We start from the raw sequence: 15,318 nt of genomic DNA, 5'->3' as shown, positions 1-15,318 counted from the left end.
GACGATGAGGGATTCCCCGGCGGAGAACGTGCCGAGCCGGACGGCCGGAGGGGGTCGTCACCGCACACTGAGAACCACCCGTGTCGTGCTCGCAGTGGGCGTTGCCGTCGTGATCGCGGGCTGCTCGACCACTTCCGAGCCGACGACCTCGCAGACGTCGAACGGTGCACTGCCCGCCACGACCACCGCGGCCGCCTCAACGGGGTCGGCGCTGAAACCCATCGATCCGGCTGCATTCCAGGCAGCCGTGAACGCTGCGGCCCAGGAACTGCTCGTGCCCGGTGCGGTGGTGCAGCTCCGCACCCCACAGGGGAACTTCGGCGCCGTGGTCGGTACGACCGAACTGGGCGTGCAGACGCCGCCTGACGAACACACCCACTTCCGGATCGCGTCGAACACCAAGACCATGACCGCGGCGCTGATCGTGCTTCTCGCCCAGGACGGCAAGCTCGAGTTCGGCGACCCGGTGTCCGCCTACGTTTCCGATGTGCCGAACGGCGAGAACATCACCGTCGCAGAGCTGTTGACGATGCGCAGTGGGCTGTACAACTATACGAACTCGCCCGAACTCGCGGCCACTCTGGATACCGACCCGGCGAAGGTCTGGACGCCGCAAGAGGTCTTGGAGATCGCGTTCCGGCACCCGCCGGAATTCCCGCCGGGCACCTCCTACGAGTACAGCAATACCAACTACGCATTGCTGGGTCTGATCGCCGAGAAGGTCGGCGGGCGACCGCTGACCGAGCAATTCCGGGATCGATTGTTCGGTCCCCTCGGGTTGCAGCACACCCTGCTTCCCGCCGCCGCCGACGCCGCGACCATCCCGGATCGCTACTCACACGGGTACATGTACGGCGAATCGTCCTTCGCGATGGTCGACGAGGAGTACCCCGCCGACATGCAGGCCGCCGCACGGGCGGGGACACTCCAACCCCTCGACTACACCAACCAGAATTCCTCCTACGCCACCGCTGCCGGCGGCGCCATCTCCACGGCGGACGACATGACCGCGTGGATCCGGGCACTGGTGTCGGGCAACGTCCTGAATTCCGAGTACCAGCAGCAATGGCTCCACAGCCTGCAACCGGAGGACCCGAGCACACCCGATGGGCAGCAATATGGGTACGGCATCAGCTATCAGCGTTTCGGGCCGAACGCCTCGATGTACTACCACGGCGGTGAGCTGCCGGGTTTCAACTCGTTCATCGGCTACGACCCGGACAACGACGTCACGCTGGTGATCTGGACGAACCTGACCCTGTCACCGGAGGGCAAGACCACGGCGAACGCCTTGCTGCCCACAGTTCTCGACGAGATCTACGCCGGGTTGTCCCTGGCGCCCACACCAGCCCCGACCACCACCAGGTGATGCGGTGTGGTTGTGGAGCTCCTGTTCGAAGCAGAAGGGTTGTTGGAGGAACTGCTGCACAATTTCACCGAGAGGCTTCGTGCGTGTTGTTCGCGACGACCTCCTGTGGCCGAACGGTATCGGCATCTCACCTGACGGAACGAGGGTTTACGTCGCCGAGTTCGCCGCTTCGCGTGTCCGCGTTCTGGGCCCGCAGGGGGCCTCGGCATTCGCTCATGCTCCTCGCGGTGAATGTGATGGGCTCCCGGTCGACGTCGAGGGCTGCGTCTGGGTGGCCCTGGGCAGCAGCGGCGGCATCGCTCGATTCAGCGCCGACGGAGTCCTCGATGAGCTGATCGACCTGGCAGGGCGTTTCGTGTCCTCGCTCGCCTTTTCCGGAACGGCGATATACATCACGACGCCGGGCGCTCTGTTGCGTCATGACGTCGACGTGCAGGGACTTCCCGTCGCAGAGGCGCGAGTTCCTGTGGCACGACTTCAGGTCACCGGTCGGGTTGGGTGACGCACGCGTGCTCGCGCCCCGCCGCAGAGCGGTGGACCGGTGTTCGCGAACAGGAGTGGGTCCGACCACCGGCGGTCGGGCAGAATCGTTTCTTGTGACCGACATGTCCGCACGAACCCCCGACGCGGCGGCGGCAGACGCCGAGGCTGCCGACCTGGCGCGGGCCCGCGACGGAGACGACGCCGCGTTCACCCGCCTGGTCGGACCGTTGCGCCGCGAACTGCACGCCCACTGCTACCGCATGCTCGGCTCCAGTCACGACGCCGACGACGCGCTGCAGGATGCCCTGCTGCGGGCGTGGCGGGGTTTCGCGCGGTTCGAAGGTCGGAGCACGCTGCGCTCCTGGCTGTACACCGTCGCGACGCGCACGTGCCTGGACGCTGTCGAATCGCGCGGTAGGCGGGCGCTGCCCGTCGACCTGGGTCCGTCCAGTGATCGTGCTGTCATCGGTGACGTCCCGCTCACGGACGTGGCGTGGCTGGGGCCGTACGCCGACGCGGGTCTGACCGCCGGTTCAGCGGGGCCGGCCGCACGCTACGAGCAACGTGAGGCCGTCGAATTGGCATTCGTTGCGGCACTGCAACATCTGCCGGGCAATCAGCGTGCGGCCCTGCTTCTCTTCGAAGTCCTGGGTTTCTCCGCCGCCGAGATCGCCGACACCATGAACACGTCGACGGCGTCGGTGAACAGCGCGCTGCAGCGGGCACGCACGATCGTCGCCGAGAAAATTCCGCCGGTGACGCAGGCGCGCACTGTGCGAGAGATCGACGACGCGCGTCTGCGTGCCATCGTCGCCGGGTACTCCACTGCTTTGGAACGCGGTGATGCCGACGCCCTGGTTGCCCTGCTGACGGAGGATGTCACCTGGTCGATGCCGCCGATGGCGCACTGGTACCGCGGTCTCGACGCGGTCACCGATTTCGCGGTCCGGGTCCCGCTCACGGGGTGCGGTTCGTGGCGTCACCTCCCGGTCGGTGCGAACGGTCAGCCCGCCGTCGCCTTCTACCTGTGGGACGAGGACGCCGGCACCCACCTGCGCTGGTCGATCACCGTGCTGACCCTGCGCGGCACCAAGATCGCGGACCTGACCTCGTTCCTCGGGCCGGAGCATTTCGACCCCTTCGGGTTGCCCGAATCGCTGCCCTGATCTGGGGCCGGCGACCATCGTGCGCCATTCGTCGGCACCCGTGCAGGCGGGCAATCGCCGCGGTAGCATCTTCCGATGCTGCGGTTTCGCCACCGATGATGCAGCCGCAGGTTACAGTCGGAACCGGTTTTTCCTTCTTCAGCAGGGTGGGATCGCGATGAAATTGATCAAGAAATCTGCAGCGTCGGTCCTCGTCGCAGCGACGGTGACACTCGGGGCGGGTACGGCCCACGCCGACCCAGTCGTACCGAACACGGGAACGCCTGCGCTGGCGATCCCCGGCAGGCACGAGGTCGACAAGCAGAAGGCCCTCGAGAACATGCTCAACGAGCTCGGCGTCGGCTGGGCCAACGGGGGAGCGGCCGGGACGGCGATCGGCGCGCTCATGGGTCTCGGCGTCGGATGTATCTCGATGTTCCCCGGCAGTCTCGCCGGTTGCATCATCGGCACACCGATCGGGGCGATCACCGGCGCGATCGTCGGTATCGGACAGGGCAACCCCCGGGCTCAACAGGCCATCCAGGAATACATCAACACGCCGTGAGTCGTTGTCCGTCAACTCTGTTCGCGGAGTTGACGGATCACGGGTGCAAACAGCTCCAGATACGGTTCATGGACGGTGATGTACGAAAAACCGTAGCGCTCCCGATGGCGTCGGAGTTGCGCGGCCATCTCGTCCACGGTTCCCACGAGGACATACGGGGTGTCGAGGACGTCGTCGACCGTCATCGTCCCACCGAGCCGGTCCGCGATCTCGTTGGCCGCGGCCCGGCGGTCGTCCGTCTCGACGACCAGCTGAACCAATAGATGCCACTCGATGTCTTCGGCTCTCGCTCCGGCGTGTGTCCGTACGAAGCGAATTCGCTCGGCCGTTTCATCTGCGGTGGCGAGGCGGAAGGTGCCCGGTGGCCGGCCCGGAATCTGAAATGCCCCCGCGACACCGACTATGTCTGCGTGTGCCGCCGCGATCTGCAGCACCCGGTCCCCGGTGCCGCCGACGATCAGCGGTGGGCCCGAGCCGCCGAATCCGCGCCGCTGCAACGGTCGTGGCAGGGCGCGGCCCTCGGGTAGCTCGTCGAGATCCGCGGTGAAGAAGGTGCGTAGGCCATCGACCATCTCGGACAACTGTTCGACCCGTCCGCCGAGGGCTTTCCATTCGATACCCGCAGCGTCGAACTCCCACTTCATGTGTCCGGCGCCGAGTCCGATCTCGAGCCTTCCGTCGGTGAGCACGTCCGTCGTCGCGATCTCACGGGCGAGTAGGGCGGCATTCCAGAACGGTGCGTTGAGCACCAGGGTTCCGACACGTAAGCAGGTGACGTCGGCGGCGGCCACCAGCAGCGGAAACGGGGCCGGGGCGCCGAGATGGTCCGCGGCGAACACGGTGTCGTAGCCGGCGCTCTCGCCGAGTCGACAACGGTCGAGAAGGGCGTCGCGGGATTCGAAGCCGAAGATGTTGAACGAGAATCTGAAATCACGCATGGCCTTCACGATGCACCCGAAGTGGCTCGGCCGGTGACCGAATGCGGTGAGTGAATCCGGGACCGCGCGGTCGACTATGCCGTCGCTGCTTTTCGTGTGGTTATCGGCTTCCTATTCTTCTGCCACGGCACGTCGACCTTGTTCGCGTGGCCGACTGCACCTCATGGAGGGCATACCGCAGCGGTAGGTGCCTGGCCGAGTTGGTGGGGCGCAGTCATCCAACTCGTCTGTGGCGCCGCGTTGTTCCTCGGCCTGGGGACACGAATCGCCGCGTTCATTGCCTCGGGTTCGACGGCGTACGCCTACTTCTGGAGTCATCAGCCGGACGGCGTGCTCCCCATCCAGGACAACGGTGAGCTCTCGGCCATCTTCTGCTGGGCCCTGTTCCTGATGATCTTCCTCGGCGCCGGCGCTCTCTCGCTCGATCGCCTCATTGCTCGCGGTGGGCGCACGGCGCAGTCGGGCGACGGCGACGAGGGCACCGCCGGCGAACAAGGACCTACCACCGAATTGCGTGAGGTGAACGCCTGAACTGCTTCTCGTGAGCCGGGGCGGTGACCGTTATCCGCCGGAGGTGAGGTAGGCATCGACCGCGTGCTGGAGGCGGTCGAGGGCGGCACCGAACGCACTGAAGTCGCCCCGCCGCTGGGCGTCGCGGAGCTGTTCGAGTGCCGCCTTCAGCTCGACAGGCGCGGTCGCATCCGCCGTCGGACGGTCCGGGGTGGTGATTCCTCCGACATCGAGTGGGAGATCACCGAGTTCTGAACCTGTTGCGGGCCCTGGGTGAGCGTGTCGGTGGGCAACTGCAGCACGCTGATCTTTCCGTAGTTCTCCGGGTCGGAGTGCGCGGAGATGTACGACGAGAGGAATTCTCGGTTGTGTCCGACGATGGCGCCGGCCGGCCGGAACGACGGCTGCGCGGTGCCCCGGTCCCCGACGAGGACGTCGAACGGGGGGCTGGTGGGGATTGTCGTCGACGATCGGGTCGCTGGGAACCGACCAGAAGGCGTTGGTGGTGAAGAATTCGCGGGGATCGTCGACGTGATATTTCGCGATCATCTCGCGTTGGACGGTGAACAGGTCCTCGGGATAGCGGAAGTGTGCGCGGAGTTCCTCGTGACGGACGCTTCCGGTTCCACGGTTCCGGGGAACACGTTCATCCAGGTTTGCAGTACCGGCGCCCATCTCGACGGGCGCAACGCGTCGCACCGTGGCGCGGCTACACGTCCGGCACCACGAGAAATGGGTGCCGTCCCGGATTGCGCTGGACAGGCGAACAGTGCCCAGCGTCATGGTGACTGCTGGGCACTGCTCTCGTGCTCGGTATCGACCGAGGTGAGAATGGGTGGGGCTACCGAGTTCGGTACGTCGACGAGAAGGGTGGCCGCGCGAGCCGGAGCAATTCCAGGGCCAGCAGCGAGCCACGGGGGCCCAGCTCGTCCTGATAGCGGCGGATCACGTCCGTCTCTCCGCCGAGCGCGACCATCGGCGCTCCGGACTCGATTCGGGTTCGGGCCGCGAACTGCGCGAGAGCGAGACGGCGATTGACCGCGTCCAGGATCTCCGCGTCGAGGCGAGCGATCTCGGCGTGAACGCGACTCAGATCAGTGGCGGCAGGCAATGCGCCCGCTGCGTTTTCGGTGACCGCCCCGAAATCCGTGTCCGTCATCGTTGCTCCTCGACTGTGTGATCGTGTACCACCATCGTCGGACCGGAGTGGCGGTGACGACAGACACCCTGGGGTGCGGATCGTCGACCCCTTGCTTCCCGCGAGGCACTTGCGGACTATCGCAGTGCGATGAACCGCTGCAGTTTCCCGCTCGCGAGATGACGCTGCAGATGGTCGACCACTTCGATCCGGACCTGCGGATCGGCCACACCTTGCCGGCGCAATGCCGCCGTGACAGCCGGCGTCAGGGCGGCGACGTCGGGGTCGCCGACCGCGAAGATCTCCGCTCCGTCGGCGGTCTGTCGGACCTGGTACTCGGAAATACGCGGATCTGCACCGAGGACGTAGCGAAAAGTGCTTGCGGGCACGATCGTCGTTCCGTACCGGAAATCGTCGTCGCGCCGCCCACCGATGTCGGCGACGCGTGCGAACGCGCTTCCGCACGCGCACCCACCGGGCAGCAACGTGACCTGGTCTCCGAGGTCGTATCGGATGAAGGGAAACGTGCGGTTGGCCAGACCCGTCGCGAGCGTTCGCGCCGCGGGCGCATCGGCTGCGACCGGAGCACCACTGTCATCGACACGCTCGAGCACAACCTCGTCCTCACACACGTGCAGGCCCTCGCCGTATCCGCAACCCACGGCCTGCACGCCGATCTCGGTCGACCCCCAGAGGTTGTGGATCGGCACCGACCAGGCGTCGCGGATGGCCTGCCGATCCTCCTCCAGCAGGGGTTCGGAGTTTGTGCTCACCCGCACAGGACTGATCTTCAGATCACCCGCCACCGTGGCCCGGGCAAGTCGCCCGATGACCGTCGCGTAGCCCACCAGATGCGTGGGCCGGGCCGCGGCCACCGCGGCGACGATCTCGTCGAACGGTGCGCCCGCCGGGATCACGACGGTCTCCATTCCCGGTGCGGTCGGCACGTCGAACAGTGGCGTGCTCGCATGCGGGGGGACACCGGCCGCCAGCACGGCCAGCCGCGCGGGAGACCGCACCGACGACGCCCGCCGTTCCTCGCGCGCCTGTACCCGCCAGGCAAGGCACGCCGCCGAAACGTAGAACTGCCAATCCCAGACGTAGACGCCCCGGACACCACTGGACCCACCCGAGCTGAAGATCTGCTCGTCGCCCGACGTGTACGAAAACCATTGCTGCTCGGCCAGAATCCGTTCGGCACGTTCGCGATCGAGGTCGCGCACCGTGACGATCGCATCCCACTCGTCCTGAGCGTCCCGCTTCGTCATCATCGGCAGCGTTGCCAGGTCGGTGAGCGAGGCCGAGGACGGATCGAGATCACGAAGCCTCCGGGCGTGAAATGGCGACCGCTCGCGTGCGTGCGCGAGGAGGGCCCGCAGCCGGTCGGTTCGGTAGCGCTCGATCTGATCTCTCGGCCAGTCCAGGCGTCCCAGGTGATCCTCGAGGGCGGCGTGAACCGCATTCACATGGCCGGCGCGCACACGCGCGTACGCCCTGCGCTCCGCGTCTTCCGAAGCACCTCCGGCAACCGATCGGGACATGACGCCCTCCGCATCACGGTGGTTCGGCGCACCACGCTCGTGCGTGCCCTTTCGAGTTTCGCACAGCGACGCATCGATCGTCAGGTGTGCGCGAGCCCAGCTCGGTGCCCACATGTCTCCCGGCGGGTCGGAGCCCCCGGCCTGGGGGTAGTTCTCGTTGTGCCGAGCGGAGTGTGGCGGATGCGATGACACCGGGGAAGAAGTAGTGGCGAAGCAATCAGTCGCGTTACTACTCGGGCCCTCAGACTTCGGCGTTCGGTGCGCGTTCGTCGGTGCGAACCTTTCGCAGGAGCCGCCTCAGTATTCGGGACTCCCGCCACCCGAACGAGGTGCGGTCCGTGGCGCGTCGGTGGACCAGGTCGAATATTCGTGCGGGGACGACCACCTGGTGTCTCGCCGCACTTGCGACGACCTCGATGACCGCGCGGTGGGGCCGGTCGTCCTCGAGCGCGAAGCCGGCGTCGTGCAGCGCCTCGGCAGGGAGCATCGGCCGCAACGCCGAGATCACCTCGTATGCAAACGCGTTGACATCTTCCCTGCCGAAGGCGTTCGTGAGGGTAACCGTGGCGACGGAACCGAGCAGTTCGCTCTCGCGGGCCAACCGGGGGAGTTGCCGTTCCCAGTCGGGCATCGAGGTGATGCCCGCTCCGGCGATCACGCCGACCGCGCCGAGGGCTCGAACATCGTCGATCCACCCGTGTGGGGGCACGACGACGCCCTCGAAGAGAACGTCCGTGTCATCCTCGATCAACAGGGTGCGCCCGTCGAGCGATCGCAACGACAGCACTGGCGACGTCACGCCGTCGACGCCGTCGAAGACGGGGCTGGGATCCCGCCATCCGCGCCCCGCCAACTTCCGCAGCAGGCGGTGCTGCATGCCGGGTTCGACGTCGTAGTCGAGCGCCACCATCGGTGTGACCCACTGGTTCGCTGCGTGGAAGATGGCGAACGCGTCGACTCCTGGTTCCCCCATGGATCGTTACGATGCCATAGAAAAAGTCCGACTGGAAGGTTTTGTTCTCCGTTTCCGCGCCGAGCGCTGCCTGCGAGATGCGTCAGTTCGAATTTCGAAGTTCGAACTTGAGGACCTTCCCGGTGGGGGTGCGGGGGAGTTCGAGGGGAAAGACGATCTCGTCGGGAACCTTGAACTTCGCAATGCGCCCACGGGTGTGCTCGACGAGTTCCTCGGCCGTGACGGTGGCCCCCTCCTTCACGATGACGAATGCCTTGGGCCGCTCACCCCACTTGGGATGTGGGACACCGACGACCGCGACGTCGAGTACGGCGGGATGCGTCATCATCGCCTGCTCCACCTCGACGGTCGAGATGTTCTCGCCGCCGGAGATGACGATGTCCTTCGCGCGGTCCTTGAGCTGGATGTAACCGTCCGCGTGCATGACGCCGAGATCGCCCGTGTGGAACCAGCCACCCGCGAACGCTTCCGCAGTGGCCTCAGGATCGCGGTAGTAGCCGAGCATCACGTTGTTGCCGCGCAGCACGATCTCCCCCATGGTCTCGCCGTCTGCCGGCACGTCGTTCATCTGCGCGTCGACCACGCGGGCGTTCTCCGCCTGCACCATGCCCACGCCCTGCCGGGACAGCAGGGACGCACGCTCCTCGGCGGTCCGATCGCTCCACGAGTCCTGGTACTCGCAGATCGTGTACGGCCCGTAGACCTCGGTCAGCCCGTACACGTGGAAGACGGTGACGCCGATCGCCTCCAGCTGGGCAATCACCGTCGGTGACGGCGGTGCCCCGGCGGTGGTGATCCGCAGGGCGTCGACCGGATGTGCCTGGGGCGCTTCGGCAATGGTGGAGCACACCGCGGGAGCGCCGCACAGGTGAGTGACACCGAGGGTGTCGATGGCGTCCCAGATCGCATCGGCTCGCACCGCCCGCAGGCAGATGTGGGTGCCGGCGGCCTGCGTGACCGCCCACGGGGTGCACCAGCCGTTGCAGTGGAACATCGGCAGCGTCCACAGGTACTTGGTGGACCCGGTGAAGCCGTTGTGGAACGTCTCGCCGAGGGAGTTGAGGTAGGCACCGCGGTGCGTGTACATCACGCCCTTCGGTTTCCCGGTGGTTCCGGACGTGTAGTTGATCGCGATCACCTGCTGTTCGTCGTCGACACCCCAGTGCAGCGGGGTGCCGTCCACGTCGTCCGCGGCGGCGAGGAAGTCGGCGTACATCCCGGTCACGATCCCCTCCGGGACCATCGGCCGCGCGATCGTCGAGTCGGGGATCTCGATCACCTCGCGCAGACTCGGGACCGCCTCGCGGGCGGTCGCGACGGATCCGACCAGTTCGGAGTCGACGAACAGCAGGCTCGTTCCGGAGTGCTCGAGGATGTACTCCAGTTCGCGGCCCGCCAGCCGCGAGTTCAGCGCGATGAGGACGCCGCCTGCGAGGGGCACCGCGAAGTGCGCGAACAGCATCTCGGGGGTGTTCGGGCACAGGAATGCAACGCGGTCGCCGGGCTCGATCCGGCTCCGCAGGACCCGGGCGAGTCGCTCGACCTCGTCGCCGAACTCGCGGTAGCTGTAGCGGCGGTCGCCGTGAACGACGGCAATCCGGTCCGGGAACACGCTCGCCGAGCGCTCGAGGAAGCGCAGCGGGCTGAGCGGTGTGTGGTTTGCGGTCGAGAGGGTCGGTCCGGACACTGGAAACCTCCGAGATGTGGTGAGACTACTGTGACGGGCGCTACACGCCCCGGATGACGTTAGGGAACGTCAGGCCGGCACCGCTACCCTCCGAAGTGGGTATTGCCGAATATGAGAGTGCCAGTGAACGACACGTTGAGACCCAGCGACACCGACGCGATCCGCGCCGAACTACGCGACCTACGGCGGCAGACCGACTTTCCGGTGCTCTTCGGAGGCACGGTCGAGGGCGGGCATCTCACGCTGTCCGGCTTCGTGGGAACACGGAGCACGATCCTGCGCGACCTCGTCATCGACGCGGAGTGCGGCGTCGGCGGTCGCGCCATCGCGGAGCAGCGCCCGATCGGGATCCAGGACTACTCGAACTCGGAGTCGATCACGCACGAGTACGACGTCCAGGTGGGCGCCGAGGGGATCGAAACCCTGCTCGCGGTCCCCGTCGTGGTTCGTGGCCGCACGCGCGGCACCCTTTACGGGGGACTGCGCGCCAACCGCCCGCTCGGTGACCGGGTGACCGACCGGGTGATGCGCGGGGCGGCCAGGCTGGCGCGCGAGCTCGACATCCGGGACGAAGTCGACCGCAGGCTCGCCATGCTCGCCGCGTCGAGCGGCGTAGATCGCGGCGTTCCGCGAGACGTGCGCGTGTCGGAAGCGATCACCGAGAGCTACCTCGCGCTTCGCGACATCGCGGACAGGCTCGGCGACGACGGTCTCGGCGCCGAGGTGCAGGCGGTCGAGCAGAAGTTGCGCCGACTTACCGCGCCGGGCGACCCACCGACGATGACGCTGTCGCGGCGTGAGAGTGACGTCCTGGCGCACGTGGCGCTGGGGTGCCGCAATGCCGAGATCGCCGACCGGCTGTCGCTGAGCGTCGAGACCGTCAAGTCGTACATGCGCAATCTCATGGGCAAGTTGGAGGTACGCAGCAGGCAGGAAGCTGTTGTGGAAGCCCGACGTCAGGGTTTGCTTCCCTGACCCGTCACCAATTCGGTGAATGATGTCGAGATGCTTTGCTGTCGAGGGCTGCTCATCTCGTTCGGATCGGGGGACGGCGGCGTCTGCCGCCACGCCTGCGGGCCGCGGAGGTTCGCCGCGCTGGGCCGTGTCGAAATCGAGACCACGCCGTGGGGCGGGAATGAGTGAGCCGCTGGGGCATTCGCCTGCCCGCCCAACGCATTACGGAATTGTCACGACATGACGTCGAAACGGTATCGAAACCTCAGAACAGCACAATTTTCACTCGCGTTTCTCAATAGTCGAACATCCGTACCTTGTTCATGCCGTGTGAATTTCGGGAGGAGGCCACGTTCGGGGGCCCGCCGCTGCAGATCTGCCGACGCGGGTTCGTAATCCCGACACCTTCGAGGCGCGGGACGAGGCACCGAAAGGGACGGCCGACAACCGAGGCGTTGTCGCCGGCACGCCGCGTCCGCACGCGCGGAGAGGATTGAGCCAGCATGACCACTCGCAACATGGAAAAGTACACCCTCGGCTGGATCGCCCTGATCGGCGCGGTCGTCACCGTTCTGCTCGGGCTGGGCGCCGGAACCGCCGGAGGCGCCCCGCACGACTGGGAGGAAGTCGCCGAGTGCGAAAGCGGCGGCGACTGGACCACCGACACCGGAAACGGGTTCTACGGCGGACTGCAGTTCACACCGGAAACCTGGAAGGCCAACGGTGGAACGGGCGTGGCCTCGGAAGCCAGTCAGGCCGAGCAGATCCGGGTCGCCGAGAACGTCCTGAAGACCCAGGGCCCCGGCGCGTGGCCCGTGTGCGGACAGTATCTGAAAAAGGGTGGCACAGCGCCCGTCGAGGTACCCCACACCACGCCTGCACCTGCACCGGCCATCGAAACTCCCGACCCTGTCGAGACTCCTGACCTCGTCGAGACGCCCGATGCTGTCGAGACGCCGGATGTTGTCGAGACGCCGGATGTTGTCGAGACGCCGGATGTTGTCGAGACGCCGGATGTTGTCGAGACGCCGGATGTTGTCGAGACGCCGGATGTTGTCGAGACGCCGGATGTTGTCGAGACGCCGGATGTTGTCGAAGCGCCTGCGACCGTCGACGATTCCGCCGCGGTGAAGGCAGCGGTGAAGGCGGCGGCCCAGGAAGCGCTGAACAGCGCGCGTGAACTTGCCGAGCAGAACGGGTCGGGTCAGGTGTTCGAGGAGCGGGCGTCGGCTCCCCGGTAACGTCCGACGGTTCTTGTGCGAACTAATCACACAGAACTGTCGTGTCGTCGCCTACGAAGGAGATCCCGTGCAGAAGAAGTCGGCTCGGCGTACCGCAGCATTGGTCGGGATACTGTCCGCGCCCCTCGTCCTCGGAGCCACCGTCGGGGCCGGAACCGCGAGTGCCGAACCATGGCACATCGGCCCCGTCTACCGTGCCGAGATGTCCGGTGAAGGCGCGGAGTACTTCTGCGGGAAGGCCGCGGCGCTCGAACAGACGTCGGGAGCCGTGATCGTGCCGTGCACGTTCGATGAACCGACCAACGTCTGGTACCGCGTCGTCTTCAATCCGGCCTCCTGGGGCTTCGACTTCTGAGGTGGACTGCGCGGATCGGAGGCGCACCTGACGAAGCGGTGACCGGACACCGTCGGCGCACTCCGCTTCGTCGAGTGCGTCGCCTCCCGGCCGCGCGCAGACTCCTCGGTATGGCCGAGGGAAGAGCAGAATGAGTGTCGAGACAGCCCAGCGCAGCGAGGTCGGCGTCGCAATGGCGCGGAGTTGGCTTCTGGTTCCCGCAGTCGGGAGCGAGGTCCTCGCGGCGGCGGCTGCGTCCGGCGCCGACTCGCTGGTCATCGACCTCGAGGACGGTTTGCCATTCGCTGCGAAAGACGAGGGGCGCGCCCGCACCGCCGAGTGGCTCGCACGCAATGCAGGTTGGGTGCGGATCAACGACGCGACCACCCCGCACTGGCAGCGCGACCTCGACGCGATCCGCGGCCTGCCCGGAGTGCGCGGGCTGATGCTGTCGAAAACCGAATCGCCCGAACAGGTACGGGACACCGCTGAAGGGATTCCCGGTATTCCGGTGGTCGCTCTCGTCGAGTCCGCGGCCGCGATCGTGGCAGCCGACGACATCGCTCGCACCGCTCCCGTCTCTCGTCTCGCGTTCGGGATCGGCGACTACTGCCGCGACACCGGTGCCGGGCGAACCCCGATGGCGTTGGCGTACGCCCGATCCCGGCTCGTCAATGCGAGCCGGGCTGCCCGGATCGGAGCCCCGATCGACGGACCGACACTGTCGCTCGACGCCGAGGCCGTACGGGACGACACGCGACTGGCTCGTGAAATGGGGATGACCGGAAAACTGACCCTCGCTACTGAGCAGGTGCCGGTGATCAACACCGCGTTGGCACCCGACTCGAACGATATCTCCTGGGCCGAAACGACGATCGCGCGTCTGGGTGCGGACGGTAGTCGTGTTACCCACGGCGGGCATCCGCCGCAGCTCGCCCGTGCCCACGACATTCTGCGTCGCGCAGCTCACTTCGCGTCGCGGACGTAGGGCCGTCCGGCGTCCTCGCGCTCGGCTTGCCGGGTCGCGCGGTACGCGGTGACCACGCCGACCGCCGCGATGACGCCGAGGCCGAGGAAGAGTAGTCGTGCGGAGGCGAGGGTCGAGGGCGCACCGAGATTGACCAGTACACCGGCGACGGCTGATCCCACGGCCATAGCGATCAACTCGACCGTGTTGAGCCCGGCCGCGGCCTTCGCTCCCTCCTGCTCGTCGTCGGTGCTCCGCATGGCGGCGACCATCAGGTGCGGGAAAGCGAGGCCGATTCCGGCACCTGCGACGGCCAGGGTGCCCGCCCACAGAATCACCGTGACCGGTCCGGCGGCGTCACGCCAGAGTGCCGCCGTGAGGAGCAGGCCGGCGGCGAGGACCGCAGGTCCGGCGATCTTCGCCGCCGTCTGCGCACGCTGGCGGGAGATGTCGGAGCTGAAGATCATGGTTGCCGACCATCCCACCGACATCATGGCGCCGAGGAATCCTGCGGCAAACGGCACCAGTCCGGCGAGTCGTTGACCGAACAGCGGTGTGAAGGCCTCCGACACGGTGCCGGACGCGAGCACCGCGATGGTGAGGTAGATCCACTTCAGGGACGACGCCCGGGTGTACGTCGACTGCGGCAACACCCGGCGCGGTGATCGCCGCTCCCAGGCCAGGAAGAGAACGATGAACGCGGCACCGACCGCGATCAGCGCCAGCATGTGGGTCCGGTTGCCGACGATGCTCGCCACGCTGATTGCGATCGTCGCGAGGGTGAGCAGGACGAGTGACGTGGCAGGCACGGGTTCTCCGCCACGCACACGCTCGGTTCGCGGCAACGCCCGGGGCGCGATCACGGCGATGGCGGCGGTGACCACTGCCAGGGCGACGAACGCGAGACGCCACTGGCCGAGTTGCGCGAACAGCCCACCGATCGCCGGTCCGGCCAGGGTTCCGACGCCCCACATCGCCGAGACCAGCGCGGTCGCGCGGGCCCACAGATGCTCCGGTAGCGCCTCGCGCAGTACCGCGTAACCGAGCCCCGCGAGCAGGCCCCCACCGACCCCCTGGACAGCTCGTCCGACGAGGAGCACCTCCATCGACGGGCTGACGGCGCAGATCATCGTGCCGACGAAGAACGGAACCAGGGCGAACAGGTACGCACCGAGCGCCCCGCGATGTGCGAGCAGCCGGCTGACGGTCATCGACGAGATCACGGACGCCACCATGAAGACGGTCGCGCTCCACGCGTACAGCGATTCGCGCCCGAGTTCGCCGATGGCGGTGGGCAGCAGGCTCGTCGTCAGAAAGATGTTGACGGCGTGCAGTCCCACACCGCCGGCGAGGACGGCGGAGGTGGAGCGGTAACGGGGTCCGAGCAGTTCGGACCAGCTGGCCGGTGACGGGGCGGTCGATGTCATGCACACCACGCTAAAATCTCGAGTGGACTCGAGGTCAAGGGGCGGA

General features: G+C 66.9%; 15 protein-coding genes and 1 pseudogene. 9 read left to right on the top strand and 7 right to left on the bottom strand.

The genetic code is table 11. From position 1 onward, the window contains the following. Nucleotides 1-169: 169 nt before the first annotated feature. The 4 genes from PSR88_RS00930 to PSR88_RS00915 all read left to right on the top strand — a co-directional run bounded on the left by PSR88_RS00930 (nt 170) and on the right by PSR88_RS00915 (nt 3,562). On the top strand, nt 170-1,369 hold the full coding sequence (locus tag PSR88_RS00930) for a serine hydrolase domain-containing protein (RefSeq protein ID WP_050787447.1): 1,200 nt from the start codon (nt 170-172) through the stop codon (nt 1,367-1,369). A 4-nt stretch (nt 1,370-1,373) separates the two neighbouring features. Continuing rightward, nucleotides 1,374-1,871, top strand: a complete 498-nt coding sequence (locus tag PSR88_RS00925; RefSeq protein WP_063711562.1) for an SMP-30/gluconolactonase/LRE family protein — start codon at nt 1,374-1,376, stop codon at nt 1,869-1,871. A gap of 94 nt (nt 1,872-1,965) precedes the next feature. Continuing rightward, a complete protein-coding gene (locus PSR88_RS00920) occupies nt 1,966-3,018 on the top strand; it encodes an RNA polymerase subunit sigma-70 (RefSeq protein WP_029539640.1) in 1,053 nt (350 codons plus the stop codon). 157 nt (nt 3,019-3,175) lie between these two features. Further along, nucleotides 3,176-3,562: a hypothetical protein gene (locus PSR88_RS00915; protein WP_016884191.1), complete on the top strand. Its 387-nt coding sequence runs from the start codon at nt 3,176-3,178 to the stop codon at nt 3,560-3,562. 11 nt (nt 3,563-3,573) lie between these two features. Here the strand turns inward: PSR88_RS00915 and PSR88_RS00910 are convergent, their stop codons facing one another. Then, nucleotides 3,574-4,500: an LLM class F420-dependent oxidoreductase gene (locus PSR88_RS00910; RefSeq protein WP_020476854.1), complete on the bottom strand. Its 927-nt coding sequence runs from the start codon at nt 4,498-4,500 to the stop codon at nt 3,574-3,576. A 54-nt stretch (nt 4,501-4,554) separates the two neighbouring features. On the opposite strand from PSR88_RS00910, the gene PSR88_RS00905 reads away from it, so the two are divergent. Next, the gene (locus PSR88_RS00905) at nt 4,555-5,031 is read left to right on the top strand and encodes a DoxX family protein (RefSeq protein WP_029539641.1); all 477 of its coding nucleotides are present in this window, start codon (nt 4,555-4,557) and stop codon (nt 5,029-5,031) included. 215 nt (nt 5,032-5,246) lie between these two features. Here the strand turns inward: PSR88_RS00905 and PSR88_RS00900 are convergent. The 5 genes and pseudogenes from PSR88_RS00900 to PSR88_RS00880 form a co-directional block, all read right to left on the bottom strand. Further along, nucleotides 5,247-5,678, bottom strand: a pseudogene (locus PSR88_RS00900) (UPF0182 family protein); the annotation flags it as partial. Nucleotides 5,679-5,851: 173 nt separating this feature from the next. Then, nucleotides 5,852-6,169: a chorismate mutase gene (locus tag PSR88_RS00895; protein ID WP_016884194.1), complete on the bottom strand. Its 318-nt coding sequence runs from the start codon at nt 6,167-6,169 to the stop codon at nt 5,852-5,854. A gap of 116 nt (nt 6,170-6,285) precedes the next feature. Beyond that, a complete protein-coding gene (locus PSR88_RS00890; protein ID WP_029539642.1) occupies nt 6,286-7,689 on the bottom strand; it encodes a phenylacetate--CoA ligase family protein in 1,404 nt (467 codons plus the stop codon). A 241-nt stretch (nt 7,690-7,930) separates the two neighbouring features. Continuing rightward, nucleotides 7,931-8,662 (bottom strand): hypothetical protein, encoded by a 732-nt coding sequence (locus tag PSR88_RS00885; protein ID WP_016884196.1) that lies wholly within the window; start codon nt 8,660-8,662, stop codon nt 7,931-7,933. 82 nt (nt 8,663-8,744) lie between these two features. Next, entirely contained in the window at nt 8,745-10,349 is a 1,605-nt protein-coding gene (locus PSR88_RS00880) for an acyl--CoA ligase family protein (RefSeq protein ID WP_016884197.1), read from the bottom strand. Nucleotides 10,350-10,472: 123 nt separating this feature from the next. On the opposite strand from PSR88_RS00880, the gene PSR88_RS00875 reads away from it, so the two are divergent. The 4 genes from PSR88_RS00875 to PSR88_RS00860 all read left to right on the top strand — a co-directional run bounded on the left by PSR88_RS00875 (nt 10,473) and on the right by PSR88_RS00860 (nt 13,866). Continuing rightward, entirely contained in the window at nt 10,473-11,324 is an 852-nt protein-coding gene (locus PSR88_RS00875; protein WP_016884198.1) for a LuxR C-terminal-related transcriptional regulator, read from the top strand. 482 nt (nt 11,325-11,806) lie between these two features. Then, nucleotides 11,807-12,544 (top strand): transglycosylase family protein, encoded by a 738-nt coding sequence (locus PSR88_RS00870; RefSeq protein WP_016884199.1) that lies wholly within the window; start codon nt 11,807-11,809, stop codon nt 12,542-12,544. A 67-nt stretch (nt 12,545-12,611) separates the two neighbouring features. After that, nucleotides 12,612-12,899 (top strand): hypothetical protein, encoded by a 288-nt coding sequence (locus tag PSR88_RS00865; protein ID WP_016884200.1) that lies wholly within the window; start codon nt 12,612-12,614, stop codon nt 12,897-12,899. 130 nt (nt 12,900-13,029) lie between these two features. Next, nucleotides 13,030-13,866 (top strand): HpcH/HpaI aldolase/citrate lyase family protein, encoded by an 837-nt coding sequence (locus PSR88_RS00860; protein WP_009472732.1) that lies wholly within the window; start codon nt 13,030-13,032, stop codon nt 13,864-13,866. Here PSR88_RS00860 and PSR88_RS00855 read toward each other — a convergent pair. Then, the gene (locus PSR88_RS00855; RefSeq protein WP_016884201.1) at nt 13,845-15,272 is read right to left on the bottom strand and encodes an MFS transporter; all 1,428 of its coding nucleotides are present in this window, start codon (nt 15,270-15,272) and stop codon (nt 13,845-13,847) included. The genes PSR88_RS00860 and PSR88_RS00855 overlap by 22 nt on opposite strands. Between the last annotated feature and the right edge of the window lie 46 nt (nt 15,273-15,318).

This window comes from Rhodococcus sp. DK176, assembly GCF_038447315.2.
GTDB classification, from domain to species: domain Bacteria; phylum Actinomycetota; class Actinomycetes; order Mycobacteriales; family Mycobacteriaceae; genus Rhodococcus_F; species Rhodococcus_F jostii_A.
Note: the sequence above shows the minus strand (reverse complement) of the source record. Positions and strands in the feature narration are given on the sequence as shown.